General features: G+C 28.1%; 30 protein-coding genes. 20 read left to right on the top strand and 10 right to left on the bottom strand.

Annotated elements, in window-relative coordinates; all coding sequences use genetic code 11:
• Positions 1-100: 100 nt before the first annotated feature.
• Both pnp and C7U54_RS03320 read left to right on the top strand, forming a co-directional pair.
• A complete protein-coding gene (gene pnp, locus C7U54_RS03315) occupies positions 101-2,242 on the top strand; it encodes a polyribonucleotide nucleotidyltransferase (protein WP_022001119.1) in 2,142 nt (713 codons plus the stop codon).
• Positions 2,232-2,786: a Maf family protein gene (locus tag C7U54_RS03320; RefSeq protein WP_107029305.1), complete on the top strand. Its 555-nt coding sequence runs from the start codon at positions 2,232-2,234 to the stop codon at positions 2,784-2,786. The genes pnp and C7U54_RS03320 overlap by 11 nt, the downstream gene beginning before the upstream one ends.
• Before the next feature lie 102 nt (positions 2,787-2,888).
• On the opposite strand, the gene C7U54_RS03325 is transcribed toward C7U54_RS03320, so the two are convergent.
• From C7U54_RS03325 to C7U54_RS03340, 4 genes are all read right to left on the bottom strand, one after another.
• On the bottom strand, positions 2,889-5,378 hold the full coding sequence (locus C7U54_RS03325; RefSeq protein WP_162297485.1) for an ABC transporter permease: 2,490 nt from the start codon (positions 5,376-5,378) through the stop codon (positions 2,889-2,891).
• Complete coding sequence (locus tag C7U54_RS03330) at positions 5,371-6,048, bottom strand: ABC transporter ATP-binding protein (RefSeq protein WP_032091355.1); 678 nt, start codon at positions 6,046-6,048, stop codon at positions 5,371-5,373. Before C7U54_RS03330 ends, C7U54_RS03325 begins: the two co-directional genes overlap by 8 nt.
• Positions 6,049-6,132: 84 nt before the next feature.
• Complete coding sequence (locus tag C7U54_RS03335; protein WP_158574236.1) at positions 6,133-7,119, bottom strand: sensor histidine kinase; 987 nt, start codon at positions 7,117-7,119, stop codon at positions 6,133-6,135.
• Entirely contained in the window at positions 7,112-7,783 is a 672-nt protein-coding gene (locus C7U54_RS03340) for a response regulator transcription factor (RefSeq protein ID WP_022001114.1), read from the bottom strand. The genes C7U54_RS03335 and C7U54_RS03340 overlap by 8 nt, the downstream gene beginning before the upstream one ends.
• A gap of 129 nt (positions 7,784-7,912) precedes the next feature.
• Here C7U54_RS03340 and C7U54_RS03345 point away from each other — a divergent pair, with 129 nt between their 5' ends.
• Positions 7,913-8,113 carry a hypothetical protein gene (locus C7U54_RS03345; protein WP_241522562.1) on the top strand — a complete coding sequence of 67 codons (201 nt, stop codon included), beginning with the start codon at positions 7,913-7,915 and terminating at the stop codon, positions 8,111-8,113.
• Positions 8,114-8,155: 42 nt separating this feature from the next.
• Here the strand turns inward: C7U54_RS03345 and C7U54_RS03350 are convergent, their stop codons facing one another.
• Positions 8,156-8,569, bottom strand: a complete 414-nt coding sequence (locus C7U54_RS03350) for a hypothetical protein (protein WP_107029308.1) — start codon at positions 8,567-8,569, stop codon at positions 8,156-8,158.
• Between the two features lie 48 nt (positions 8,570-8,617).
• On the opposite strand from C7U54_RS03350, the gene C7U54_RS03355 reads away from it, so the two are divergent.
• The 4 genes from C7U54_RS03355 (at position 8,618) to C7U54_RS03370 (ending at position 10,859) form a co-directional block, all read left to right on the top strand.
• Positions 8,618-9,667 carry a serine/threonine protein kinase gene (locus C7U54_RS03355; protein ID WP_107029309.1) on the top strand — a complete coding sequence of 350 codons (1,050 nt, stop codon included), beginning with the start codon at positions 8,618-8,620 and terminating at the stop codon, positions 9,665-9,667.
• 83 nt (positions 9,668-9,750) lie between these two features.
• Complete coding sequence (locus C7U54_RS03360; protein ID WP_107029310.1) at positions 9,751-9,960, top strand: hypothetical protein; 210 nt, start codon at positions 9,751-9,753, stop codon at positions 9,958-9,960.
• A 24-nt stretch (positions 9,961-9,984) separates the two neighbouring features.
• Positions 9,985-10,347, top strand: coding sequence for a hypothetical protein (locus tag C7U54_RS03365; protein ID WP_107029311.1), 363 nt, complete (start codon positions 9,985-9,987; stop codon positions 10,345-10,347).
• The gene (locus C7U54_RS03370) at positions 10,344-10,859 is read left to right on the top strand and encodes an LptM family lipoprotein (protein ID WP_022001108.1); all 516 of its coding nucleotides are present in this window, start codon (positions 10,344-10,346) and stop codon (positions 10,857-10,859) included. Before C7U54_RS03365 ends, C7U54_RS03370 begins: the two co-directional genes overlap by 4 nt.
• A 32-nt stretch (positions 10,860-10,891) precedes the next feature.
• Here C7U54_RS03370 and C7U54_RS03375 read toward each other — a convergent pair whose 3' ends face one another.
• Positions 10,892-11,434, bottom strand: coding sequence for a TetR/AcrR family transcriptional regulator (locus C7U54_RS03375; protein ID WP_107029312.1), 543 nt, complete (start codon positions 11,432-11,434; stop codon positions 10,892-10,894).
• A 112-nt stretch (positions 11,435-11,546) separates the two neighbouring features.
• On the opposite strand from C7U54_RS03375, the gene C7U54_RS03380 reads away from it, so the two are divergent.
• The 3 genes from C7U54_RS03380 to C7U54_RS03390 all read left to right on the top strand — a co-directional run bounded on the left by C7U54_RS03380 (position 11,547) and on the right by C7U54_RS03390 (position 14,230).
• Entirely contained in the window at positions 11,547-12,422 is an 876-nt protein-coding gene (locus C7U54_RS03380) for an SDR family oxidoreductase (RefSeq protein WP_107029313.1), read from the top strand.
• An 84-nt stretch (positions 12,423-12,506) separates the two neighbouring features.
• Positions 12,507-13,625, top strand: coding sequence for a 6-phosphofructokinase (locus C7U54_RS03385; protein ID WP_022001105.1), 1,119 nt, complete (start codon positions 12,507-12,509; stop codon positions 13,623-13,625).
• A 113-nt stretch (positions 13,626-13,738) separates the two neighbouring features.
• Positions 13,739-14,230, top strand: a complete 492-nt coding sequence (locus tag C7U54_RS03390; RefSeq protein ID WP_107029314.1) for an AAA family ATPase — start codon at positions 13,739-13,741, stop codon at positions 14,228-14,230.
• Here C7U54_RS03390 and C7U54_RS03395 read toward each other — a convergent pair.
• Together C7U54_RS03395 and C7U54_RS03400 are read right to left on the bottom strand one after the other, a co-directional pair.
• Positions 14,221-14,607: a transposase zinc-binding domain-containing protein gene (locus C7U54_RS03395; protein WP_158562093.1), complete on the bottom strand. Its 387-nt coding sequence runs from the start codon at positions 14,605-14,607 to the stop codon at positions 14,221-14,223. The genes C7U54_RS03390 and C7U54_RS03395 overlap by 10 nt on opposite strands.
• 85 nt (positions 14,608-14,692) lie before the next feature.
• Positions 14,693-15,577 carry a MurR/RpiR family transcriptional regulator gene (locus tag C7U54_RS03400; protein ID WP_107029316.1) on the bottom strand — a complete coding sequence of 295 codons (885 nt, stop codon included), beginning with the start codon at positions 15,575-15,577 and terminating at the stop codon, positions 14,693-14,695.
• Positions 15,578-15,735: 158 nt separating this feature from the next.
• On the opposite strand from C7U54_RS03400, the gene C7U54_RS03405 reads away from it, so the two are divergent.
• The 10 genes from C7U54_RS03405 (at position 15,736) to C7U54_RS03445 (ending at position 23,101) form a co-directional block, all read left to right on the top strand.
• The gene (locus C7U54_RS03405) at positions 15,736-17,148 is read left to right on the top strand and encodes a glycoside hydrolase family 1 protein (RefSeq protein WP_032091338.1); all 1,413 of its coding nucleotides are present in this window, start codon (positions 15,736-15,738) and stop codon (positions 17,146-17,148) included.
• Between the two features lie 271 nt (positions 17,149-17,419).
• Entirely contained in the window at positions 17,420-17,830 is a 411-nt protein-coding gene (locus C7U54_RS03410; protein WP_107029317.1) for a hypothetical protein, read from the top strand.
• A 143-nt stretch (positions 17,831-17,973) separates the two neighbouring features.
• Complete coding sequence (locus C7U54_RS03415; RefSeq protein ID WP_107029318.1) at positions 17,974-18,336, top strand: RpnC/YadD family protein; 363 nt, start codon at positions 17,974-17,976, stop codon at positions 18,334-18,336.
• Positions 18,337-18,694: 358 nt separating this feature from the next.
• Positions 18,695-18,946, top strand: a complete 252-nt coding sequence (locus tag C7U54_RS14865; protein ID WP_206603582.1) for a nitroreductase family protein — start codon at positions 18,695-18,697, stop codon at positions 18,944-18,946.
• Positions 18,924-19,205: a nitroreductase family protein gene (locus tag C7U54_RS14870; RefSeq protein ID WP_206603583.1), complete on the top strand. Its 282-nt coding sequence runs from the start codon at positions 18,924-18,926 to the stop codon at positions 19,203-19,205. The genes C7U54_RS14865 and C7U54_RS14870 overlap by 23 nt, the downstream gene beginning before the upstream one ends.
• Before the next feature lie 70 nt (positions 19,206-19,275).
• On the top strand, positions 19,276-19,491 hold the full coding sequence (locus tag C7U54_RS03425; protein WP_107029319.1) for a hypothetical protein: 216 nt from the start codon (positions 19,276-19,278) through the stop codon (positions 19,489-19,491).
• 271 nt (positions 19,492-19,762) lie between these two features.
• Complete coding sequence (locus C7U54_RS03430) at positions 19,763-20,236, top strand: LURP-one-related/scramblase family protein (protein WP_022001735.1); 474 nt, start codon at positions 19,763-19,765, stop codon at positions 20,234-20,236.
• Between the two features lie 119 nt (positions 20,237-20,355).
• On the top strand, positions 20,356-22,245 hold the full coding sequence (htpG, locus tag C7U54_RS03435; protein WP_107029320.1) for a molecular chaperone HtpG: 1,890 nt from the start codon (positions 20,356-20,358) through the stop codon (positions 22,243-22,245).
• 53 nt (positions 22,246-22,298) lie between these two features.
• Positions 22,299-22,835 carry a nitroreductase family protein gene (locus tag C7U54_RS03440; protein WP_107029321.1) on the top strand — a complete coding sequence of 179 codons (537 nt, stop codon included), beginning with the start codon at positions 22,299-22,301 and terminating at the stop codon, positions 22,833-22,835.
• A complete protein-coding gene (locus C7U54_RS03445; protein WP_022001738.1) occupies positions 22,835-23,101 on the top strand; it encodes a hypothetical protein in 267 nt (88 codons plus the stop codon). Before C7U54_RS03440 ends, C7U54_RS03445 begins: the two co-directional genes overlap by 1 nt.
• A 28-nt stretch (positions 23,102-23,129) precedes the next feature.
• Here C7U54_RS03445 and C7U54_RS03450 read toward each other — a convergent pair whose 3' ends face one another.
• Both C7U54_RS03450 and C7U54_RS03455 read right to left on the bottom strand, forming a co-directional pair.
• The gene (locus C7U54_RS03450; RefSeq protein ID WP_107029322.1) at positions 23,130-24,134 is read right to left on the bottom strand and encodes a DUF2812 domain-containing protein; all 1,005 of its coding nucleotides are present in this window, start codon (positions 24,132-24,134) and stop codon (positions 23,130-23,132) included.
• 54 nt (positions 24,135-24,188) lie between these two features.
• Positions 24,189-25,862 (bottom strand): Na/Pi cotransporter family protein, encoded by a 1,674-nt coding sequence (locus C7U54_RS03455; RefSeq protein ID WP_107029323.1) that lies wholly within the window; start codon positions 25,860-25,862, stop codon positions 24,189-24,191.
• Between the last annotated feature and the right edge of the window lie 41 nt (positions 25,863-25,903).

Genomic DNA, 25,903 nt, shown 5'->3' on the forward strand with positions numbered 1-25,903 from the left:
CATGCATTATTATATCATTTATTTATCATGAATAACATAAAATGTTTTTAAAAACATTTTTTATATGCTATAATAATGCAGAAAATTAAGAGGTGAAAAAATGAGTAAACAAGTGTTTAGTACAGATTTTTACGGGAAAAATCTGACAGTAGAAGTAGGAGAGTTAGCAAAACAAGCTAATGGTAGTGTTTTAGTAAGATATGATGATACAGTCATCTTATCAACAGCTGTTGCAGGAAAAGAACCAAAAAGTGTAGATTTCTTTCCACTAACAGTTACATATGAAGAAAAATTATATTCTGTAGGTAAAATTCCTGGAGGATTTCTAAAAAGAGAAGGACGTCCAAGTGAACATGGAACTTTAACTGCAAGAATGATTGATAGACCAATTCGTCCATTATTTGCAGACGGATTTAGAAATGAAGTACAAGTTGTTAATACTGTTTTATCAGTAGATCAACAAGCTTCTCCAGAAATGGCAGCAATGTTAGGGGCTTCTCTTGCATTATGTGTTTCTGATATTCCTTTCAATGGACCAATTGCTGGTGTTAATGTTGGTTTAATTGATGGTGAATTTACCATCAATGCTGGTCCTGAAGAAATGGAAAGAAGTTTAATTAACTTAGAAGTAGCAGGAACAAAAGATGCTATCAACATGGTTGAAGCAGATGCTAAAGAAGTTGATGAAGATACAATGCTAAATGCTTTAATGTTTGGACATGAAGCTATTAAAGAATTAATTGCTTTTGAAGAAAAAGTTGTTGAAGCATGTGGTAAAGAAAAAATTGAAATTCCATTATTTGAATTAGATGAAGCTTTAGTTCAAGAAATTACAGATTTATGTAATGATGAAATGGTTGCTGCTGTATCTATTCCAGGAAAACTTGAAAGATATGCAGCCATTGATGAAATCATGGATCGTGTAACTGCACAATATGATGAAAAAGAATATGCAGATGAAGAAACAAAAGAATCTGTGATGAAACAAGTTGGAATTATCTTACATGATTTAGAAAAAAATGAAGTAAGACGTTTAATTACGGAAGAAAAAATTAGACCAGATGGTCGTAAAATTGATGAAGTGCGTCCATTAAATGCACAAGTTGATTTATTACCAAGAGTTCATGGTTCTGCTTTATTTACAAGAGGTGAAACACAAGTTTTATCTGTATGTACATTAGGAGCTATGGGAGAAGTTCAAAAAATCGATGGTTTAGGATTAGAAGATCAAAAACGTTTCATGCATCATTATAACTTCCCACCATATTCAGTTGGTGAAACAGGAAGAATGGGTGCTCCTGGACGTCGTGAAATTGGACATGGTGCTTTAGGAGAAAGAGCTTTAGCACAAGTTATTCCAAGTGAAAAAGACTTCCCATATACAATCCGTGTTGTTTCTGAAGTCTTAGAATCAAATGGTTCAAGTTCACAAGCTTCAATCTGTGCATCATCAATGGCATTAATGGCTGCTGGTGTACCAATTTCAAATCCAGTTTCTGGGGTTGCGATGGGACTTGTTAAAAAAGGTGACGATTATACAATCTTAACAGATATCCAAGGTATGGAAGATCACTTAGGAGATATGGATTTCAAAGTAGCTGGTACTAAAAATGGTATTTGTGCTTTACAAATGGATATCAAAATTGATGGTATTACAAAAGAAATCTTACAAGAAGCTTTAGCACAAGCAAAAGTAGGACGTGCTCAAATCATGGATTGTATGTTAGGAGCTATTCCTGCACCACGTGATCATTTATCTAAATACGCACCAAAAATGCATGTTATGCATATTGATCCAGAACAAATTAGAGATGTTATTGGACGTGGTGGAGAAACAATTAATGAAATCATTGAAAAATCAAATGATGTTAAAATTGATATCGATCAAGACGGTACAGTGGTTATCTACCATAGTGATCAAGAAGCAATCGACACAGCTGTTTCTTTAATTGAAAGAATTGTTAAAAAAGCTGAAGTTGGTGAAATCTATGATGGAACAATTGCACGTGTAAATGATAATTATGCATTCGTTACTTTATTTGAAGGAACTGATGGATTCTTACATATTTCTGATTGGTCTTATGAAAGAACAAGCAAAATGCAAGATGTATGTAAGGTAGGAGATGTCATCAAAGTTAAGGTAACTAAAGTTGATGATAAAGGTAAAGTAAATGTTTCTAGAAAAGCTTTACTTCCAAAACCAGTTAAAAAAGAAGAAAAAACTGAAAAAAATGAAAAATAAAATCATACTTGCAAGTAGTTCTCCAAGAAGAAAAGAACTTTTCGATAAATATGGAATAGACTACACAGTAGATTTTGTAGAAACAGAAGAAGTGTTAGACGAAAGTTTAACACTTTTTAAAAGACTAGAAAACATTGCTTTACAAAAAGCCAAACCACTTCAAATAAAATATCCAAACAATATCATTGTCTCAGCAGATACCATGGTAACCTTCCAAGATGAAATGTTAGGAAAACCAAAAGATCGAGAAGACGCTAAAAGAATGCTTAATATGTTATCAAATAATAAACAAGTTGTTATTACAGCAGTATGTATCATTAAAGATCAACAAAGCACAACATTTACAGATGCAACAACTGTTACATTTAAAGAATTATCTAATCAAGAAATTGAAGATTATCTTGATACAAATGAATGGCAAGGCAAGGCGGGTGCTTATGCAATCCAAGGGGTTGCTTCAAAGTTTGTAGAAAAGATTGATGGAGATTTAGAAAATGTCATTGGGATGCCAATGTATAAAGTCATTAAATATTTAGAAGCTTAACAATATAACACGTATATATCTTTATAAGATTAAAAGAGGCATAGAAATCTAATAATTTACGATAGATTTTATGCCTCTTTTTATTAAATAAATTTAAATTGTTTATTTATTTTTTTTTGTTTTTGTATAATATATTCTTGGTGTAATTAAACAAATTATAAATAGTATGAAATTAATTAAAAAATATAAAAGAAATGAAAAATGATATTTAAAATAATAAAGCGTATTTTGAAATAAAGAAACAATCATCTTCGATAACGGAATTCCTATAATTGTCAGTAGTACTAGAGATATTACAAAATAAATAATACCTTCTAAAGAAAGCAACTTATACAGTTGTTTTTTTGTCATTCCAATTGCTTCTAATGTAGCCAATTCTTTTTTTCTTGAATTGATATTCATGATAATAATATTAATAAAATTGAAGATTCCTAACATAAGTAAAATACATGCAAAAAGAATACCTACAAACATAAAGCAATTTATAATTGGTTGTAATTGCTTGATGGTGTTGATTTGACTTTTAAAAGCGATAGTACAGTTTTTAAAAATACTTAAAAGTTTTTCTTGAAGTTTTTCATTATTGACATTTTTAGTATTGATTTTTAATTCTTCATAAATTGGATCTATTTGTAATTTTTCAAGACCTTTTTCGCTCATATAAATGCAGATATGATCACTATCAGAAATCAAATAATTTTGGGCATCTTGTAGAAAATTAGAATCTTCTTTAAATAAATTTTCAATTTTATAATCGATAAGTTCACCGTTATTATTTTGTATTGAAAGGGAATCCTTTATATACTTACGTGATACAGATGTATCTAAAAGATAGATGCTATCACCATTTAAAAATGATATGTTATCTGTTTTATTTGTTTTAGAAAAATGAGAAAGATCATCTTCATTTAAAAGAATGATAGTTGCTTTAAAATGATTGCTTTCTTTAGCAAAACTATTCTTCTTACCTAATTCTTTTTGCAAAAATTTAGATGAACCTGTAACTGTTGAATAAGCAGTTTTAACGATTTTTAATTCAGTTATTTCTTTTAAAGATTGTACTTTTGAGATTTCTTTATTGGTTATATCACTTTGCTTTCCTTCGTTATTTGGATTATTTGCCTCGATATTAAAAGAATAAGGCTGTTGTCTAGCAAAAAGAATATTATAATCTGGCTTTGAAATGGCAGAATAAATTGTTAAACAAGAAAATAATCCAATAAATAGTGAAAGTATAACAGAAATATTTCTTTTACCGTTTCCTAAAATATTTTTAATAGCGAGAGACAGTATGCGATTTTTTTTGAAAATAGAAAATGATCTATTTATATATGATGTATTACCTAGACCGTTATATCTAATTGCCTCAATAGGTGATATTTTGCTAGCAATCTTTGCTGGTTTTTTACTGCTTACCCAAATAGTAAGCAAGACATAAATAATAACAATTAAAAACAAGAAAGGGCTAAATGAAACATTGCATGGAAAGATGTTTTCAATAGCTGATCCCGATATTAATCGCCGAAGTGTATAAGGTACTAAAAAATATGAAAATAGTGATGCAAACACTAATCCCATAGGAATTGCTAATAAAGCATAAAATAGTGTTTCTTTTTTTACAATCGATTTTATTTGTTTTGGGGTCGTTCCTATTGTTTTAAGTTGTCCATAAAAATAAATATCATTATTGATAGACAATTGCATAATATTATTGATAATAAAATATCCGCTTAACACAATTAGAATTGCTAGAAATGCACATGCTACAATAGACAACAAACCGTCTGTTTTATTTGCTAAAAGACCGAAACTATAGAGTTTTTGATTTTTTGCTAAGTTTAAGTCTTTATTTAATTGGGACATAATCTTATCAGCATCTTGGTGTTTATCTTTAAGAGAGACCATTGTGACTTGATAAAGAGACGAATGTGATTTAGCGTACATATTCGAAATAATAATATTTCCTATTTGATTAATTTCTTGATGATGATCTTTGAAATAAAAAGTTGCTGCAGCAACATTAGCACTTTTGGTTTTTTGATCTCGACCAATTAAATAATCAGTAAAAATAGCACTAATATTAAATCTTTGTTTTTGATGATTTATATTTAAAGTAATATAATCACCAATTTTTTTGTTTTTATAACCTAATTTATTTAATGTCCATCTTGACAAAGCAATTTCATTTTTCTTTGTAGGATAATTTCCTTCAAATGAAGCAATTGTAGGCAAGATGTCTTCTTTCCATTCAATATCATCATAATTAGAAAGAACGATTTGACTATCTGAATAGGAATTTTCAAAATTAATACGACCATAATAGTGTTGATTACCAATATTTTTAATATAATCTAAATCATTTAATTTGTTTTTTTGTTTTTTAGTAAGATTCGTCATCATGATTTGACTTGTTGTCCCTGCACTTCGTAGATTATAGGTTTGATAATTGTCATAGTAACTGAATCCAATTGAAAAAATACTATAAATCATAAAAGTAACAAGAATGATAGAGACAAACATAAAAAGTGTTTTTGTTTTATTTTTTAATGTTGATAATGTGAGTTTATTGATTGCTTTTTTATTATTATTCATCATTGTTTTCACGCAACTTTCCGTCTTCAATTTTTATAATACGATCAGCTAATTGAGCAATATCCTCATTATGAGTAATCATGACGATTGTTTGTTTAAATAAATGACTTGTTCTTTTAATTAATCCTATAACTTCCTGAGTAGTTTTTGAGTCAAGATTTCCAGTGGGCTCGTCTGCAAGAATAATAGATGGTCTTGTTGCCAGCGCTCTAGCGATAGCAACACGTTGCTGTTGACCACCTGATAGTTTATTGGGATATATATTTTTTTTATCTTCTAGTTTTAAAACATGAAGTATTTCGTTTATAAAATCATATGGAATCTCATTACCATCAAGTTCAATAGGTAAAGTGATATTTTCTAAAACAGTGAGATTACCAATAAGATTATAATTTTGAAAAATGAAACCAATGTTTCTTCTTCTAAAAATAGCCAGTTCATCTTCATCCATTGATGTAATATCAATATTATTAATAAATACTTTTCCACTGGTAGGTTTATCTAATCCACCAAGTAAATTTAAAAGAGTAGATTTTCCACTACCAGAACTTCCAACAATTGCAATAAATTCATGATTGTTAATATTCAAGTTAATGTTATCCACAGCTTTTACAGTATAGTTATCCATTTTATAATATTTTTTTAAGTTTATTGTTTTTACGATTTCCATAAGCACTCTCCTTAGATTATCTATATTCTACAAAATAAATATCACAAACTTGTTACAAAAAAGATAATGAATTAAAAAAATCCATTATCTTTTTAAATAGATTGTAAAAGTCGAACCTTTTCCATATTCGGATTGAACAGTGATATAGCCTTCTTCTCTAGATAAGATTTCTCTTGTCAAATAGAGTCCAATCCCAATACCATCTTCATCTTGCACTTCTTGTGCTCTATAAAATCTTTGGAAAATATTATTATAGTTTTCTTTTTTTATACCAATTCCTTGATCAGTAATTGTAATTTTAGAAAAGAAAGTATTTTTTGATATTTGAATTGTTATGGTTGTATTTTTATTTGAATATTTTATGCAATTTTCTAAAACATTAAAAATAGCTTCTTGAGTCCACTTTTCATCATATAGGGCAGAGATATGTGTATTTTTGGATAGTTCGATATTAATATGTTTTTTTTCAGCAAGTAAGAAAACATGATTAATTACTTCAATTAGAGTAGAATAAAGATCATTTTTTTCAATATTTAATTGAATGATATCTGTTTCTAATCGAGACATTTTAATAAGAGATTCCATTAGGAAATCAAGTTTATTAATTTGTTGATTAAGCATTATATGAAAGTCAATAGCTTCTTCTTTAGATAAGTCATTACGTGCTAACAAATCGTTGTATATTTTAATGTTAGCTAAAGGTGTTTTTACTTGATGAGAAATATGAGTGACTAATGACTGAATTTCTTGTTTAGAATGGATTGTTTCTTCTTTTTCGATATCCAATTCTTGTTTATATTTATTAATTTGATGTAATAATTTTGAGTCAATCGTTTCTTCATATTCTTTATTGCTTTGAGTTGCTGTTTTATCAAAAGTATTAAAAATATAATGTGTCAAATGATTTATTCTTGATTTGAAAGAAAAGATGTTTAGACAGTACATAAGAATACTTACTAATGAATTTAAGATGATTAAGCATTTTATTAAGATAGAATTTGTTGAAATAAAAATGATTATTGAAATAGAAAATAAAAATAAAACATAAAGAGTTGCAATGATTTTATTCATCATGACACCACCTGTAACCTAGGCCATAAACAGTTTTAATATAATGGTGTTTATCATCTTCTATCTTATTTCTTAATCGAGATATATTAACAAGCAATGTATGCTCATCAACATAATTTTCATTTGAATCCCATATTTTTTCAATGATTGTTTCTTTTAAAATTATTTGATTTTGATTTTCTAAAAATAAAGATAATAATTTGAATTCTAGAGGTGTTAATTTGATTTCTTTATTATCGATTACTAATTTAGATGTATTCTTATCAAAAAATAGATGGTCATCTTTGTAGAAAGTGTTTTTTGTATTTCTTTTTAAAATAACATTTATTTTCTTGTGAAGAATTTCAATATTAAATGGTTTTGTTACATAATCTTCTGCACCTAAATTAAAACCATGTAAAATAGCTGAATCCAAATCACAGGCAGATAAAATAAGAATAGGAATATTTGAATTAATAATTTTTATTTGTTCAATAAGATCAAAACCAGATAAATCAGGGAGATTGATATCTAAAATAATAAGATCAAGATTATTTTGAAAGAGTATGTCAAGTGCTTCTTGACCGCTAAAAGAAGATAATACATAAAATTTTTCTTTTTTAAAATAAACAGAGATTGCTTTATTTAAAGGTCTATCATCTTCAATTAATAAAATATTATACATTTTTCATCACCTGTTAATTAATTATCTATGTTATGACATGATTGTCAACTTATTAAATAGTAAAAAATGAAAAGCTTATTAATGTGGTTTTATCTTTTAAATTGAAAATAATTTAAAGGAGAAAGTTCTATGCATGATATTTACTATTTTAATGGGCAAGATATTACGATGAATATATGTATTCAAATTCATAGAGTTATTAATCTTATTCAGGAACAAGAAAAAATTGATTTTGAAGAAGCAGTAGGAAATTTTATCGTTTTCAAACGTATAAAACACTTACTCAAGTTGAAAATGGCTTATGGGCAGAAAATGCTGAATATATTTTAGATCGTTATAATGAAGACTAATAGGACTTCCTTAGAAGTCCTATTAGTCTTTTAGAGGCTCTAAATCATGATTATAAAGTTCAATGTTGACTTCTTCTACGGTTTGTTTTTTTAACAAGCCATTTAATAAAATAAGATCTCTGGCATTATGAGGATATAAGTCACCTGCATTATTTAAAGATAATAAATGATTTGTCTCTTTTTGGGTTAAATTCATAGCAAGAGCTAAGCGATAGATTTTATCCTTTGCATTTTTTCCTTTTTCGCCACGGATAATTTTATAAGCATAAGTTCTTTCTAATCCTGATTTTCGTATAATATCTGCTTCTTTTAAACGATACTTTTTAAACAAATGATGGATATATTCAGAAAAATCCATATCATGAATTTGTTTTAAAAGATCATCAATATCTGCTTCGTTTTTTAAAGAGTTTTCTATTTCTTCTGTTAAAATCATATCATCACCTAAAAATATGATATACTATATTTTACGGAGAGACAAGATATGATAGTTTTAGAATTAGAAGTTATTAAAGAAACACCCCAAAAAAGAATTACATTAGTAAGAGAATTAGATAAAAGAAATATTTATATAAAAAAAGAATTGAAAACATATAATAAAACAATTTGGGAAAAGTTAAAACAATTAGATATAGAAGGAATACCACATATTTATTCAATAGAAGAAAATGAAGACGGTTTAGAAATCATCGAAGAATATTTAGCTTGTCAAACATTATCTGATATTTTAGATGAACATACTTTTTCAAATTTAGAAGCTTATCAAATTATAAGACAATTATGTATTATTTTAGATGTATTGCATCAACAAGATCCACAAATTATTCATCGTGATATTAAACCCGAAAATATCTTTTATGATGGAAAACAAGTCTATCTTTTTGATTTTGATATAGCTAGAAATTATAGTGAAAATCAAAAAAGAGATACTACGGTGTTAGGAAGTCAAGGTTATGCAGCTCCTGAACAATTTGGTTTTTATCAAACAGACATAAGAAGTGATATTTATTCTTTGGGAGTTTTATATCATGTTTTACTTACTAATAAGTTGCCTAGAGATTATGACTTACAAGGAATAGAAAAGAGAATAATTGATAAGATGATTGCTATTGATCCTCAAGGCAGATATCAAGATGTAAAAGAAATTATTAAAGATTTAGATCAATTATTTCATATTGAAAAAAAGAAAAAAAAGAAAATCAAACATCCTAAAGCTTTACCGGGATTTAGAAGTGGTAAGCTTTGGAAGATGATTGTAGCGATTATGGGTTATCTTTTATTTATATGGATTTTAATAAGTTTTAAGATTGAAAATCAACCAATAAGTCAGTATCAGTATTTTGTTTATCGCTTGATTTTAATTTCTTGGTTTATTATAACACTTTTATTTTCTACAAACTATTTATCTGTTAGGGACTATTTACCTTATTATAAAAATCATGGGATTGCTGTAAAAGTTTTAACAACGATTATTTCTTGGCTTATTTTATTATTTATTTCTCTTATTATTGGAACTCTTTTAATGTATCTTTGATTGTGCCCCGAGGGGGCACCTTTTTTTTTGTCTTATAAGATACATTATAGATGTAGTCTATTTCTAAGATAAGGAGGTTATGTATGGATATAGAAGAATACCAAAGTAAAGATATAGCTGGGAAGATTCTTTATTTAGCATCATTGTTTAAGGGGATAAAAGATCATTTGGATGTATTAAATGAAAGAGAAGAGTTTAATCAAGTTGAATCACAAATATTTACGATTTTAAATGATTTAGAATTAGGTATTCATGAATTATATATTTTATATGAGGTATTAGAAAAGGAATAGACAAAAAAGAAAGGAAGGGGAAATATGAAAATTTGGAAATTAGTAGCAGGAATTTTATCAATTATTTTTAGTGTGATTGTCTTTTTTCAATCTGTATTAGTAGGGACTGCTAATACAATGTCAGCTAATGGAGAAGTAGGAGGAAGTGCTGGTGTTTTTGTCTCTATTTTTATGTTAGCAGGAGGAATTGTTTCAATTGCTGTAAGAAATAGTCAAAAAAATGGAGGAAATATTGCAGTTGTTATTTTATTTTTACTAGCAAGTTTTTTAGGTATAGGACTTGCTGGAAGTTTTAGTGATTTAAATGTTTGGGCAGGATGGTGTTTAATAAATGCTGTTCTAGCAATTATTTCAATTTTTAAACAAAATAAAGGAGTACAACAATGAAGAAAATAATCAAGATAGTTTTAGTTTTGTTTGTAACACTTACATTAGGAGCATGTGGAAGTAGTGAAGAAAAAGATACAAATAAACCTACAAAAACAGAAGAAAAGAAAGAAGAAAAAATATATACGATAGGTGAAACTGTAACATATACTAAAAATAGTAAAGATTTGATTCATTTTACAGTTGATTCAGTAAGAAATACAGATGATCGTAATGAATTTGCAGATAGTCAACCAGAACAAGTCATTATCATACATTATTCTTATGAAAATATAGCAAATGAAGATGATATTTATTTTTCAAGTATTAACTTTAAAGTGATTGATGAAGGTGGAAATGTTTGTGAAACTTATCCAGCTTCTATAAATACTTATCCCCAAACAGCACCTATAGGGACAAAAAGTGAAGGGGAAGAGGCTTATGGTTTAAAGCAACAAAGTTCTAAGATTAAGTTGATTGTAGAATTGGATTATTCAGGAACAAAAGCTACTTATGAATTACCTATTCAATAAGAAAGAAATCCATATATGTAATTGTATATGGATTATCCTTTTTGATTATATACAAATTTTATTTTTTCGAATTCTTTAATCATTTTAAAGAGTGTATCTGAAGATTCTTGCTTACCACTTGCAATCCAATAGGTACAAATATTGAACAATGAACCATGATAATAACTTATAAAATAAAAAGCATGTTCACGTATGAATTTATTTTTATAGTGTTGAGTATAACTAAGCACGATTTCGGTATTATATTTTGCAATAAATTCTATAAGATTCCATTTTATAAGAACAAGGAGTAATTTACTGTTTTTATCAAAAAAGTGAATCATATCTTTAATATGTTCATCACTATAGACATAACTAAGATGAGAATATTTGTCTTTGAAGACTTGTTTATGAGCGTTTTGGTAAATATATTTAAGAACATCCTCTAATGTATGAAAGTTGTTATAAAAAGCTGTTCGACTCACATTTGCTTTTTCTGTAAGTTCTTTTATTGTAATTAAATCAAGCGGTTTATAATTTAATAGTTTAATAAGTGTTTTTGATACTTGTTTTTTTGTCTTAATTGATTTATTCATGATATCACCTATCTTTTTTATAACATAATCCTTACATAATGTCTAAATATGTTCATATTTATTTGTAGAAAATCTACAAAAAAATATAATGAAGTTAAGGAGGAATGATTAAATGAAAGATTATTTTGGTTATCAAAACAAAAATGTTGTTGTAACAGGAGCAAGTTCAGGAATGGGAAAGGCAACAGCAGAAATGTTAGTAGATTTAGGTGCGAAAGTATATGCACTTGATTGGAATGAATGTGATGTAAAAGGAATAAAACAATATGTACATGTAGATTTATCAAAGAAAGAATCTATCGATCAAGCGATGAAAGAGTTGCCTAGCCATATAGATTCATATTTTGGAATTGCAGGAGTATCAGGTATGAAAAATGATTTTATGACAACGGTCAGTATAGATTTTATTGCTAATAAATATATTTGTGAAGAATATCTTATTCATAGTATGAGTGAAAATGGTACAATTGCATTTATGACTTCAACTGGTGGAAATGGTTGGGAAAAGGAAGAAAATAAAAAATATTATATAGATGCTATTTTAGCATCAGGTTGGAATGCAACAGTAGAGGCGATTATGAAAACCGGATTCCAATATTTACCAGGTACGTTAGGCTATCCTTATTCTAAATTAGCAATGAACTATTATACAGCATATTTACAAAAATCTTTTGCTAGTAAGAAAATCAGAGTGAATGCTGTATTACCTGGATCGACAGATACAGGTATGAAAAGTGAATTTACAGAAATGGCGCATGGTGAAGAAGGACTATTATCACATTGTGGATATGCTAATCGTTTAGCATATTCAAAAGAAATGGCTGGTCCTATAGTGTTTTTGAATAGTGAAATGGCAACTTATGCTTCAGGTGTTTTGATGGAAGTTGATTATGGAAATACAGTAGAAGAAAGAGCAAATATTAAACCTGTTCAACAAGTTATTTCTTTAGAAGGTATCTACCAAATGATGCAAAAACAAAGCAAATAATAAAATAACTGTAAACGCTTACAAAAAAGTATTGTTTTTTCCTCTAGGTGAATTTATAATTATATAGTATGGAGGAAGAAAATTATGGGAAGTACTGTCAAAAAAATTGCATTATTATCTGGTGGAGGTGATTGTCCAGGGTTAAACGCTGTTATTCGTACAATTACTAAAACTGCAATCTCTAAATATGGTTATGAAGTGATTGGATTTGTTTATGGTTATAGAGGTTTATACCATAATAATTATGTAGAACTTACTGAAGAATCGGTAGAAGATATTTATAAAGAAGGAGGAACTATTTTATATAGTTCTAATAAAGATAATTTATTTGATTATTTAGTAGATGATGGTCATGGTGGAAAAGTAAAGAAAGATGTTTCTGATGTGGCTGTTGAAAATTTGAAAAAAGATGGTGTTGATGTTTTAGTTATTTTAGGTGGAGATGGAACGCTTACAAGTGCACGTGATTTTTCAAGAAAAGGTGTCAATGTTATTGGTGTACCTAAAACAATGGATAATGATTTAGCAAGTACAGATGTTACATATGGCTTTATATCAGCCATGTCAGTAGGTACAGAATTTATTGATCGTTTACAAACAACAGCAAAATCACATCATCGTGTTATTTGTTGTGAGTTAATGGGTAGAGATGCTGGATGGATTACATTATATGCAGGTCTTGCAGGAAATGCTGGTGTATGTTTGATTCCTGAAATTCCATTTACAATTGAAAATGTTGCTAAAGCAATTAAAAAACGTGATGAAATGGGATTACCTTATACTGTTGTTGCTGTTGCTGAAGGAGCTAAATATGCAGACGGAACAAAAGTCATTGGTAAAATCGTAGAAGATAGTCCAGATCCAGTACGATATTCAGGACTTGCTGCTAAAGTAGCTGATGATCTTGAAAAAGTAATTCCAAATCATGAAGTACGTTCAGTTAATCCAGGACATATTATTCGTGGTGGAGATATTACAGCATATGATCGTATTTTATCTATTCGTTATGGCGTGGCTGCAGTTGAACTTATTAATGAAGGTAAGTTTGGTAATGTTGTTACAATTAATGGTGATAAGATGGGATATACTTCATTAGAAGAAGTAATTGGTGCTGCGAAGATTGGTCAACAAAAACATGTTGATCCAAATGGTGAACTTGTTAAAGCAGCTAAAGCAATTGGTATTTCATTTGGTGATGAATAATAATAGTAAAAAGAAGTTTCTTGATGAGACTTCTTTTTTATTGGACAAATAATCCAATATAAATCAGGGTTTATATCATATATAATATGTAAATAAAGAAATGAGTTGATTATATGAAGCTAATACCTACAGGAATAGAAAACTTTAAAGAAATGATTGATAAAAATGCATATTATGTAGATAAAACAAATCTAATTATAGATGTATTAAATGAACAAGTTGTCTTTTGTACAAGACCGCGAAGATTTAGTAAGACACTTAATATGTCGATGCTGTATTATTTCTTTTCTATTAAAGAAAAAGAAAATGCTTATTTATTTGATTATTTAAATATTTCAAAAAATAAAAATGCTTTAAAAGATCAAAATAAGTATCCAACAATATTTATTTCTTTGAAAGATATGACAAAAAGTTCTTATGAAAAACAAATGAACCGCTTTAAAGAAGTTATTTGTTTATGTGCTAAAAATTTTCTTGAATTACTTAACAGTGACATTTTATTGGATTCTGAAAAGAAACTTTTTCAAAAGTATGTCGATAATGAAATACAAGATAATGAACTAGAAAGTGCATTATTTAATATTTCATATTTTCTTTATAAATAGTGTTTTGGGATAGTAAAGACGATATGACGATGCCTGGCATCAAGAGCGATAGAGGAAATATGAACAGCACGTAATTTAGCCTCTTTGGTACCACAAGAAGTACAGAGCTTGGAGTGACATTTGTGAGGGACGATAGATTCGTTACCGCAATGAGGGCAGACAAAAAGATCATAGCCAAGATAGATGAAACCACAAAGAATAGTTTTCTGGATGGTATCATAGGTAACGTTTCTGATCTTACCTCTATTATAAAGAGAGCGGATATAGTTGATATTGTCATTAAAGATATAGGAAAAAGATTCCTTGCCTTTGATCTTATCGACATGATCAAAATTGTATAAAGCAAGGCAGTCAGCATAGTTAGTATCATCAATCATAAAATCACCAACTAACATTTTAAGGAAAAAGGTAATAATCTTCAAAGATTATTACCATGTGGACAAAATTTATTTTGTCCCTTTTTTATTCTATGATATCATTAACAGGGCTATGTAAAGGATGACGAACGTCATTTTCTTTATCATAGCTTATTTTATTTTGGATGTTTTTTTGATAATTCTTTTTGAATAAACAAGAAAAGATCACATTTAAAATATATTCAATCGATGTTTGTGAAGCAAAAGGGGCTATCTTGGTAAAAATCTTTTCCCGTGATCCAATATTTAAAATATAGCTTGCATAATGGGAAAGTCGATTATCACCAATTGAAGTTAAAACAATGATAGGTGTTTTCTTTTCTTTTAATATTTTTGCTATTTTAATAAGTTCATTGGTTTCCCCTGAATAAGAAATAATCATTGCTATTTTGTTTTCATTGGAATTATAAGACATAAAGACTTGTTCTCCAGCGAGCATTTTGAGATTAACGTTTCTTTGTATTCGCATCATTTTATGTTGGAAAGACATAGCTGCAAGTAATGAATTTCCTGTTCCATAGATATCGATATCTTTGTTTTGATCAAGTAGTTCAACTATTTGATGAAGTTGTTCAAAATCAATCAATTGGATGGTTTCCGCGATGACTTCTTGATTTAAACTAGCTAGTTTATAAGCAACCATGGAATCATTATCTTCTTCATTAAAGGGAAAATTAACATCTATACGATCTGTATGAGCTAAATCAAATTGTAATTCAGCAGAATATTTGATTTTAAAATCACCATAACCTTCCAAACCTAATTTATGACAAAGTCTTACGATAGTAGCTGGAGAAGTATATGTTTTTTTAGCGAGTTCTTTGATAGAAAGATTTAAAACTTTTTCTCCCTCGTTTAATATATAATGGGCGATTTCTTTTTCTGAATGAGAGAAATCTAACTCAAATTCTAATTGTGTCATTATACTCATTTTATATCACCATTTATAGTATAACATGGAACAAAGTTTCATGAAATGGGTTTTATTTTAATTAAATATGAAACATTATAAAAAGGAATATCGAAGATATTTACTTTCAAGATGAGATGATTAAAATGTTAGGTGGATATAAAAAAGGAGAACATTTTATGGAAAGAAAATTACCAAAAGATTTTTATTGGGGTGGATCAGTTTCATCATTCCAAACAGAAGGACATAGAAATGAAGGAGGAAAAGGTTTATGTGTTTATGATGTAAGACCTATGAATCCTGAATTTTCTGATTGGAACGATGCTATTGATGAATATACTCGTTATGATGAAGATATTGCATTAATGAAAGGAATGGGATTCAACTTTTATCGTTTCTCTATTTGTTGGTCTCGTATTATTCCTAATGGAACATTAGATGAACCAGTAAATGAAGAAGGAGTTAAATTTTATAGTGATTTAATTGATAAATTATTAGCTGCTGGTATTGAACCAATGATTACATTAGTTCATTTTGATATGCCTTATCATTTAGTAAAAGAATATAATGGATTTGCATCTCGTTATGTTGTAGATTGTTTTGAAAGATATGCTAAAGTTTGTATTGAAAGATTTGGAGATCGTGTTAAACATTGGATGTCATTCAATGAACAAAACTTACACAGTATGATGTTACGTGTTTCTAATGCTGAAGTTATTCCTGAAGGAGTTAGCTATCCAAAACACTTATATCAAGTAAACCACAATGTTATGATGGCTCACTGTAAAGCAGTACGTGCTTTAAGACAAATGCAACCAGATGCTAAATTCTGTGGTATGGGTGCTATTACTAATATTTATGCTTATGAAAATAGTCCAGAAAATAATTTCTTTGCTACTAAAGGATATAATTTATTAAATGGTTTCTTAGTTGATACATTTGCTCAAGGTAAATATCCTGATTATTGGAATGCTTATCTTGAAAACAGAGGATGGATGCCTACTTTTGAAGAAGGTGACGAAGAATTATTAAAATACACTGTTGATTATATTGCTTTCTCTTATTATCGTTCAAACACTGTTAAAACAGGTGAATTTGATTATGAAAGACCAGCTCATGAATGTGTAAATGAAAAACAAATTAAAAATCCTCATTGTGAAGCAAATGAATGGGATTGGGAAATCGATCCAGTTGGATTTAGATGGACATTAAATGATTTACATCATAGAACAGGTCTTCCAGTATTCGTTCTTGAAAATGGTATTGGTTGGCGTGAAGATATGAGTCAAGAAGAAGTAGATCAAATGTTAGCTGAAGGTCGTACAATTGAAGATGATTATCGTATTAATTATCATAGAGATCATATCAAAGAAATGGAAAATGCAATCTTTGAAGATGGTGTTGATTGTTTAGGATATATTACTTGGGGACCAATTGATATTCTAGCAAGTATGTGTAATATGGATAAACGTTATGGATTTGTTTATGTAAATAGAACAAATAAAGATTTAAGAGATATGAAACGTATTCCTAAAAAATCATATCAATGGATCAAAAAAGCATTCGAATCAAACGGTGCTGATTTAGATTAATAATATGTATTTAGCCTGTTGACAAAATAATTTGTTGACAGGCTTTTATTATATAAGAAACAATTATTCATTGGACTATCCGTCCATTGAAAGAAGGAAAAAGGAAAGATAAAATAATAAAAAAAGAAATATTTGTGAATTAAATTTGAGACAAAACTGAGACAAATACGAAACAAATTCGAGACGAAATAGAGAAGGACATATGATACAATTTATTTGTAACCAATCTAGATAAGTTACCTCAAATAAAAAAGAAAGTAGGTAATAATAATTGATCCTAACAAATAACTTAACACCCGATAGTGCCTGTCGTTCCTTCTTCAGTAATGATACCTATTTTACTTCTTTTTCTAATGCCATCTTGTTTGATGGCAAACAGGTCATTCATCCTGAAAGACTTGTTCGTTATGAAAATAATATGTCACTTATTATCGATGATACAAAGAGTGCAGAAGATAAAAAAAGAAGAAGGGACATTGTCGTAAAAACAGATGTTGATGGTGTCTGTTGTCTCTTCAGTATTGAACATCAAAGTACGATCGATAAGAATATGGTGATACGATGTGGCAACTATGAAATGTTGGAGTATTTAAAACAGTTAAAAAACAAAAAGCTTAAAAGATTAGTTCCTCAAGTTATGATTGTTTTTATACAGGAGATAAAAAATAGAATACCCCTTTAGAATTAAATGATTACTTTGATATACCAGAAGAATTAAAAGAATATGTTAATGATTGGAAAATCAAAGTTGTCGATGTCAAAGAAATAGATGCCAGTAAGATCAAAGATGAACAAACAAGATATTTTATAGAAGCTATCCAAGAAATGTATAAAGGAAACTATGAAGGATTACATCGAAGAATAAAGATGAATAGAGATAACTTTATTTATGCAGCCATCATTACAGGAAGTTTAGATTTAATTAGAGACTTACCAGAAGGAGATGAAATCGATATGTGTGAAGGAATGGAAAGAATGGCAGAAGAATTTAGAAATGAAGGTAGAAGTGAAGGAAAACTTGAAGAAAAGAGAAGTACACTAAAAGAACAATTAGAAATCAAACTAGGAACTATTTCAAATAATCTAGAATTACAACTAACCAATGCAACATTAGAAAAACTAAATATATTAACACGTAATATATTTAATATTACAAATGAAGAAGATGTTTTAAAAATCATTAATTAATAAGTTAATATATAAGTAAAAAAGCAAATCAAATAAAATGATTTGTTTAGACTGTTGAAAAAAATAAAAAATCAACAGTTTTTTCTTTTGTTAAGTTGAAATATATACTATTATATATATGTCGTGGATGACTTCGTTCCAATTACGTAAAATTTGAAGCTCCACGGCTTTTTATATAGAAATTAAACCAATAAAAAGTAAGAACATGATAAGAGGAGAGTTTGAAAGTAAGAAAAATTTTTAAAGTTATTTAGTAAACTTTTTTCTATAGAGAACATCAAGTATTTGATAATTTTTCTTTACCAAATGTACTCAAATATTTAATATATTTATTAGAAAATAAAAAAGGAGATATATTATGGAATTTAAAGATGTTATTCAAAACAGATATTCATGTAAAGATTTTTCTACACAACAAATAGAAAAAGAAAAATTAATGGAAATATTGGAAGCAGGAAGAGTTGCTCCAACGGCTAAAAACTTGCAAGAACAAAAAATCTATGTTGTTCAATCAAAAGAATATTTAGATAAAATAGATGCATGTACACCTTGTCGTTATCATGCACCTACTGTTTTAGTTGTAGCTTATGATAAAAACAATGTTTTTTGATTATCCAGGTAATGAAAGAAATTCAGGAATTGAAGATGCTACCATTGTAGCCACTCATTTAATGTTGGCTGCTTATAATGCAGGAATTGATAGTTGTTGGATCAATTTCTTTGATCCTCAAGAAATGAAAAAAGCTTTAGATTTACCTGAAAATGAAGAAGTTGTTATGATGTTGGATTTAGGATATGGAAATCAAAAAGAACCACTTCCTAATCATCATTTAAAAAAAGAATTGGCTGAAACAGTTAAATACTTATAATTTTTATAACAAAATAAGCTTTGCTTGTTTTGTTGTTTTTTTGCTACAATATGGATAAGAGGTGAGTTCTATGAAGTTGTTATTTAGACAACAACCATCTTTTATTTTTCGCTTTTATGTAACAAATCAAAATAATGAATTGTTTTATATTATAAAAAGAAAAATGGCAATTATGTATCAACTTTATATATATGATGCTCATGAAAATATTGTTGCTAAGATTGAAGAAAATCCTAGATCAGCTGTTTTTTTATTTATAAAAATGAGGAATATATTAGTGCTGTAGAAAAAGAGTTTTCTTATTTTATTCCTTATTTTTTAGTGGATTATCGAAAATGGAATGTTGGTGGAGAATATGTTGAATATAATTATGAAGTAAAAGATGAAAATGATTATCTTATTGGAAGAATTGAAAAAAGATTATGAAATATTTTAGATACATATGATATTTCAGTTGATTTAAAGGAAGATATTTTAAATTTCGTCATTTTAACAACTGTAATAGATATTGAAAAAGCAAGAAGAAATAGACATTATTAAAAATTGGAGGGAATCTTATGAAACTATTATTTAAACAGCGTATTTTTTCATGGCTAGACAGTTATGATATATATGATGAAAAGGGGGAAACTGTCTATACAGTGAAAGGACAACTCAGTTTTGGACATAAACTTTTTATTTATAATAAGTATGGTGAACATCTTGGTACGATCAAAGAAGAAATATTAACGTTTTTACCACGTTTTGCTTTATATGAAAATGATGAATATATTGGTAAAATTACCAAAGAGTTTACTTTCTTTAAACCTAAATTTATTTTAGATTATAAAGATTGGCAAATAGAAGGAAATTTTTGGGAATGGGATTATCAGATCGTGGATTATTCAGGAAATATTATTGGTTTAATTAATAAAGAAATCTTTCATATGAGTGATACATATTCTTTAACAATAGAACATGACGAAGATGCTTTTTATGTTTTAATGATTGTTCTTGCGATAGATGCTCAAAAATGTAGTCGAAATAAATGATTGTAAGTCAATCATTTTATTTTCTTAAAAAATTAGCACTCTGTGCTTGACTATGCTAAAACAAAGTAATATACTATCTTTAGCATTTAAACGACAGGAGTGCTAAAGGAGGATATATTATGGCAGAAAAAAAACAATTTAAAGCAGAATCGAAAAGATTATTAGACTTAATGATTAATTCTATATATACACATAAGGAAATCTTTTTAAGAGAATTGATTTCTAATGCAAGTGATGCAACAGATAAACTTTATTATAAAGCGTTAACAGAAAATATTTCTGAAATCAATAAAAGTGATCTTACAATTGATTTAGCTTTTGATAAAGAAAATAGAACATTGACTGTTACTGATCATGGTATTGGAATGAATAAAGAAGAACTAGAAGAACATTTAGGTACGATTGCTAATAGCGGTTCTTTCAAATTTAAAAATGAAACTGAAAGTGATGATATTGATATCATTGGGCAATTTGGAGTTGGTTTCTATTCAGCATTTATGGTAGCTAAAAAAGTTGAAGTTTCATCAAGAGCTTATGGTAGTGATCAAGGATATACTTGGGTATCTGAAGCAAGTGATGGTTATGAAATCTTTGAAACAGATAACTTACCAACAGGAACAACAATTAAACTTTATTTAAAAGATAATACAGAAGAAGAAAATTATGATGATTATTTAGATCAATACCATATTGAATCTCTTGTTAAAAAATATTCTGATTATGTACATTATCCAATTAAAATGGATGTGACAACATCTAAGAAAAAAGAAGATAGTGATGAATATGAAGATGTCGTTGAAAATAAAACATTAAATTCAATGGTTCCTTTATGGAAAAGAAATAAAAAAGATATTAAAGATGAAGAATATAATGAATTCTATAAAGATAAATTCAATGATTTCTCTGATCCAATGAAAGTTATTCATACATCAGTAGAAGGAAATGTTTCTTATGATGCATTGTTATTTATTCCAAGTCAACCACCGATGAATTTCTATTCAAATGATTATGAAAAAGGTTTACAACTTTATAGTCGAGGTGTCTTTATCATGGATAAAGCAAGTGATTTAATTCCAGAACACTTTAGATTTGTTAAAGGGTTAGTTGATTCACAAGATTTATCATTAAATATTTCAAGAGAAATGTTACAACATGACCGTCAATTAAAAGTCATCGCTGATCGTATTGAAAAGAAAATCCAAAGTGAACTTACAAATATGTTGAAAAAAGATCGTGAAACATATGAAAAATTCTTTAAAAACTTTGGGTTACAATTAAAATTTGGTATTTATCAAAGCTATGGAATGTTAAAAGATAAATTACAAGATTTACTTTTATTCTACTCTGGTAAAGAAGAAAAAATGATTACTTTAAAAGAATATGTTGAAAACATGAAAGAAGGACAAACAGAAATCTACTTTGCAAGTGGTGAAACAAAAGAAAAGATTTCTCATTTACCTCAAGTAGAAGCTGTTAGAGATCGTGACTGTGATGTTTTATACATGATGGATAATGTTGATGAATTTATGATTCAAATGATGAGAGATTATGATTCTAAAGCTTTCAAAAACGTTGCTCAAGGTGATTTAAACTTAGATAGTGAAGAAGAAAAGAAAGAATTAGAAAAAATCAATGAAGATAATAAATCATTATTAGAATCATTAAAAGAATCTTTAAAAGATAAAGTAGTGGATGTTAAAGTATCAAATAGATTAAAATCTCATCCAGTATGTTTAGTATCTGATCAAGGTGTATCTTTTGAAATGGAAAAAGTATTAAATGCAATGCCTGATGGTCAAGATGTTAAAGCAGGTAGAATTCTTGAAATCAATCCAAATCATGATATTTTCAAGGCAATTCAAAATGTTTATCAAAATAATGCAGATAAGATCAATGATTATGCTTCATTGTTATTCGATCAAGCATTATTGATTGAAGGATTATCTATTGAAGATCCAGTAGCTTTTTCAAATAAGATTTGTGAGCTTATGATTGAATTAAATAAGTAAGGCTATCATTCGATAGTCTTTTCTTTTATAATAAAAGTAGGAGAGTGAAAATTATGGAGTTACAAAATGTTTTACAACAAAGAAGAAGTATTCGTAAATATAAACAACAACCTGTGGAAAAAGAAAAAATTGAAGAAATGATTCAAGCAGCTATCTATTCAGAAAGTTGGAAAAATAGTCAAACACCACGATATCATGTTATTCAATCAAAAGAAATGTTGGAACAATTTAAGAAAAAATGTTTACCTGAATTTAATCAAAAAAATATAGCTGATGCGCCTGTTTTAATTGTGACAACATTTGTTAAAGATCGAGCAGGTTTTCAAAGAAACGGAAGTCCTGACAACGAATTACAAAATGGTTGGGGTGTTTATGATTGTGGACTAGCTAATCAAAACTTAATTCTTAAAGCAACTGAACTTGGTTTAGGAACACTTGTTATGGGAATCAGGGATGAAAGAGCGATCCGTGATCTTTTAGAAATACCTGTACAAGAAACAATTGTTTCTGTCATAGGTGTGGGTTATCCAGATATTGAACCAAGTATGCCAAAAAGAAAAACAATAGAAGAAGTGAGTACGTTTTATTAATGAAGAAATTACTGTATAAAATTTGCAAACCACATCATAAATATAAAATCAATTTGGTTGATGTTTTATTGCTTATTGAACCGGTGGTGATGAATACGTCTTATTTTATGGTTGGAAGAATCTTTTTGCTTATAGCGTTAGTTCTTAACTATTTAGCACACTATCTTTATCATGATGATTATAGCGAATTTGAAAGACGTGTCCTTATTTCAACAATGATTATTATTGCTTTACTTCTTATCTATCTTATTATTACAGGTAAATAAAAAATCCACTTTGGAGTGGATTTTTTGTTTATTTATAAAACTCAATAATATTTTGATAATCATTTTTTAAACTGAAGTTTGCAGAAACAAAATAGAAATGATTTTCTTTTTTATACAGTAAAGTATCATACGATGTATCAAGTTTAAAGAGATAAGTGTTTTTATCAATTTTAATAACAGGAACATCATCATACGTTTTTAAATAACGTTTAAAGAAAGTGTTTGTTTTGTCAGTTGATTTAAAACAATAATCTTTACTATACATGAGATTACCTTGGTTGTTTTCTTCAAAATAAGAAGTAGATTCAACAATAAAACTTTTAGTATATTTGTAGTTTGGATATTTTTTTAAATTTGTTTCTTTATCAAATGTTTGCAATGTTAAAATATTTTGATTTAAAGGAATATCTTTTCTATCAGTAATATCTAAAATACATCCAAGTATAGCAACTACACAAGTAACTATAGTCATAGCGTAGAAGATATGTTTAATAATCTTTCCAAAGCTTTTTTGACAGGCTAAAACAATTTTATAAAGGCAACGAATAAGAATTGTCGCAAAGAGAAGAAGAGGTAAGTAATGAATTAAAATACTTCCATTTGTAAGAAATTCTTGAATTTGATTTTTTTGTAAAACAAGCTGTGCGACAAAAAAAGAAAAGAAAATCCATAAAACAAAATAAGTGGTTACAGAGATTTTACGAGTACTTAAGTATTCATCAATTTCTTTTTGTCTTTCTTTAGGTAAAGCACGTTTATTATCTGTTGTAAAAATAATAAATTTTCCTATTTTACCATAATAATCAAACATTTGTTTTTCATATTCATTAATAAAATCATGTAATGCTTTTCTTTTAGGAGTTGCCGGTTTTTTGATTAGTAAACCTACATGGAAGTAGTAGTGTTTCTCATTTTTTTCAAAACGGCTGATTTTACCTAAAGAAGTAGGATTGTAACCTTGTTTAGATAACTCATTTAAAGTATTTTCTAATTGTTTATATTCAGTTATATCATAATCTAATAATTTATACATATGTGACTCCTTTGACTGTTACATCATAACAAAAATAGTCATGGAAATCCATGACTATTGATTAAATGCAGAATCAACTTCATAATCTGGTTTGAAGTTTTCTTCTTCTAACATATATGATTCAGCAATGTTTTGGCAATGATCACCAATACGCTCTAAGTTAGATAAGATATCAACGTATGTAGAATTGACAATAACTGATTTTTCAGTTTTATTAGTAACACGTTGAATATGTCTTTGTTTTGCTTTTTTATTATAATAATCTAAATTACTTTCATGATCATCAACATAAATAATATCATCTAAATCATGTTTATCAAAAGCAACCATTGCATGATTCAACATTTCAATATCCATATTGATCATGGCGATAATGTCATCTTTAGCTTCTGATGAAAAATCATCTTTTTCATCATAAACAGCTTCAAAGAATTGAGTTAAGTTAATACATAAATCACCGACACGTTCTAGATCTTTAATTGATTTCATATCAGCAAAATATTCTTTTGAATCATGATCGTTTAATTGTTCGTGTGAAATAAGTAATAAGTATTCTGAAATCTTTTTATCTAATAAGTTGATTGCATTTTCTAATTCTTCAACTGTTTCTTTTGCAGTAGAACTTTTAGAAATAAAGTATTCTTTAACATTTTCACAAGCTTCAACAGTAATAGCACCCATTTCTAAAATCTTGTTTTTAGCGATAGCTAAAGCATGAGAAGGGAACAATTGAACCACATGAGGATCTAATTCTGATAAATCCATTTGTAATTCTTTTGAATGATTTGGAATGATTTTTTTAATAATAACAACAATCTTATTAATAAATGGAAAGAACAAGATGGTTGTTACTATGTTAAAGATACCATGAGCTACTGCAAGTTGTAATTCAGGAGACATGGTACTTACTGAATTAATATATTGAATCAACATTGTAAATGGTGATAAAACAATCATAAATAAAACAGAACCAATGACGTTAAATAAAACGTGGAAGAACGCTGCTCTTTTAGCGGGAATAGATCCCCCAATAGAGGCAAGAACCGCTGTAATCGTTGTTCCAATATTTGATCCAAATAAAAATGGTAAAGCAATATTTAAACCAATAGCGCCGGCACCATACATTTGTTGAACAATGGCAATCGTTGCAGCTGATGATTGAATCGCACATGTAAGAATTGTTCCACCAAGTAAACCAAGCCAAGGACTTTTCATTAAGAATTCTGTAATTTGTGTAAATTCTGGAACTTCAGAAATCATTGATAAATTGTTACCCATTAAATCTAATCCATAGAATAAACAACCAAATCCAAAAATAATTTGTGATAAGTATTTTGACTTTTTATTTTTAGAAAACATAGAAACAAACGCACCAATAATAATGAAATAAACCGCATATTTAGAAATCTTTAAACCAACTAAAACAGAAGTAATAACTGTTCCAATATTGGCCCCCATGATAATTCCTACTGCTTGATTTAAATTCATTAAACCAGAACGAATCAATCCAATTGTAAGGGCTGTTGTTCCTGAACTTGATTGAATTAAACACGTAACTAAAGCCCCAATTAAAATTCCTTTTACAGGACTTGAGGTGTATTTATCAATAATGTCCTTTAATTTATCTCCGGCATAACTTTTTAAACCATCACCCATATAATCGATACCAAATAAAAATAAGCCAAGCCCTGCCAGAATTAAAGGCCAATTGATATCTGCTAATGTCATAAAATCACACTCCTATACGTCTCATTTTAAAGGAATGTTAA

This window comes from Faecalibacillus intestinalis, from assembly GCF_003024685.1.
GTDB classification, from domain to species: domain Bacteria; phylum Bacillota_I; class Bacilli_A; order Erysipelotrichales; family Coprobacillaceae; genus Faecalibacillus; species Faecalibacillus intestinalis.

Excerpts from the sequence above, each read along its gene's own strand:
- pnp (WP_022001119.1), top strand. The coding sequence starts at position 101 with ATGAGTAAACAAGTGTTTAGTACAGATTTTTACGGGAAAAATCTGACA.
- C7U54_RS03320 (WP_107029305.1), top strand. The coding sequence starts at position 2,232 with ATGAAAAATAAAATCATACTTGCAAGTAGTTCTCCAAGAAGAAAAGAA.
- C7U54_RS03325 (WP_162297485.1), bottom strand. The coding sequence starts at position 5,378 with ATGAATAATAATAAAAAAGCAATCAATAAACTCACATTATCAACATTA.
- C7U54_RS03330 (WP_032091355.1), bottom strand. The coding sequence starts at position 6,048 with ATGGAAATCGTAAAAACAATAAACTTAAAAAAATATTATAAAATGGAT.
- C7U54_RS03335 (WP_158574236.1), bottom strand. The coding sequence starts at position 7,119 with ATGAATAAAATCATTGCAACTCTTTATGTTTTATTTTTATTTTCTATT.
- C7U54_RS03340 (WP_022001114.1), bottom strand. The coding sequence starts at position 7,783 with ATGTATAATATTTTATTAATTGAAGATGATAGACCTTTAAATAAAGCA.
- C7U54_RS03345 (WP_241522562.1), top strand. The coding sequence starts at position 7,913 with ATGCATGATATTTACTATTTTAATGGGCAAGATATTACGATGAATATA.
- C7U54_RS03350 (WP_107029308.1), bottom strand. The coding sequence starts at position 8,569 with ATGATTTTAACAGAAGAAATAGAAAACTCTTTAAAAAACGAAGCAGAT.
- C7U54_RS03355 (WP_107029309.1), top strand. The coding sequence starts at position 8,618 with ATGATAGTTTTAGAATTAGAAGTTATTAAAGAAACACCCCAAAAAAGA.
- C7U54_RS03360 (WP_107029310.1), top strand. The coding sequence starts at position 9,751 with ATGGATATAGAAGAATACCAAAGTAAAGATATAGCTGGGAAGATTCTT.
- C7U54_RS03365 (WP_107029311.1), top strand. The coding sequence starts at position 9,985 with ATGAAAATTTGGAAATTAGTAGCAGGAATTTTATCAATTATTTTTAGT.
- C7U54_RS03370 (WP_022001108.1), top strand. The coding sequence starts at position 10,344 with ATGAAGAAAATAATCAAGATAGTTTTAGTTTTGTTTGTAACACTTACA.
- C7U54_RS03375 (WP_107029312.1), bottom strand. The coding sequence starts at position 11,434 with ATGAATAAATCAATTAAGACAAAAAAACAAGTATCAAAAACACTTATT.
- C7U54_RS03380 (WP_107029313.1), top strand. The coding sequence starts at position 11,547 with ATGAAAGATTATTTTGGTTATCAAAACAAAAATGTTGTTGTAACAGGA.
- C7U54_RS03385 (WP_022001105.1), top strand. The coding sequence starts at position 12,507 with ATGGGAAGTACTGTCAAAAAAATTGCATTATTATCTGGTGGAGGTGAT.
- C7U54_RS03390 (WP_107029314.1), top strand. The coding sequence starts at position 13,739 with ATGAAGCTAATACCTACAGGAATAGAAAACTTTAAAGAAATGATTGAT.
- C7U54_RS03395 (WP_158562093.1), bottom strand. The coding sequence starts at position 14,607 with ATGATTGATGATACTAACTATGCTGACTGCCTTGCTTTATACAATTTT.
- C7U54_RS03400 (WP_107029316.1), bottom strand. The coding sequence starts at position 15,577 with ATGAGTATAATGACACAATTAGAATTTGAGTTAGATTTCTCTCATTCA.
- C7U54_RS03405 (WP_032091338.1), top strand. The coding sequence starts at position 15,736 with ATGGAAAGAAAATTACCAAAAGATTTTTATTGGGGTGGATCAGTTTCA.
- C7U54_RS03415 (WP_107029318.1), top strand. The coding sequence starts at position 17,974 with ATGTATAAAGGAAACTATGAAGGATTACATCGAAGAATAAAGATGAAT.
- C7U54_RS14865 (WP_206603582.1), top strand. The coding sequence starts at position 18,695 with ATGGAATTTAAAGATGTTATTCAAAACAGATATTCATGTAAAGATTTT.
- C7U54_RS14870 (WP_206603583.1), top strand. The coding sequence starts at position 18,924 with ATGATAAAAACAATGTTTTTTGATTATCCAGGTAATGAAAGAAATTCA.
- C7U54_RS03425 (WP_107029319.1), top strand. The coding sequence starts at position 19,276 with ATGAAGTTGTTATTTAGACAACAACCATCTTTTATTTTTCGCTTTTAT.
- C7U54_RS03430 (WP_022001735.1), top strand. The coding sequence starts at position 19,763 with ATGAAACTATTATTTAAACAGCGTATTTTTTCATGGCTAGACAGTTAT.
- htpG (WP_107029320.1), top strand. The coding sequence starts at position 20,356 with ATGGCAGAAAAAAAACAATTTAAAGCAGAATCGAAAAGATTATTAGAC.
- C7U54_RS03440 (WP_107029321.1), top strand. The coding sequence starts at position 22,299 with ATGGAGTTACAAAATGTTTTACAACAAAGAAGAAGTATTCGTAAATAT.
- C7U54_RS03445 (WP_022001738.1), top strand. The coding sequence starts at position 22,835 with ATGAAGAAATTACTGTATAAAATTTGCAAACCACATCATAAATATAAA.
- C7U54_RS03450 (WP_107029322.1), bottom strand. The coding sequence starts at position 24,134 with ATGTATAAATTATTAGATTATGATATAACTGAATATAAACAATTAGAA.
- C7U54_RS03455 (WP_107029323.1), bottom strand. The coding sequence starts at position 25,862 with ATGACATTAGCAGATATCAATTGGCCTTTAATTCTGGCAGGGCTTGGC.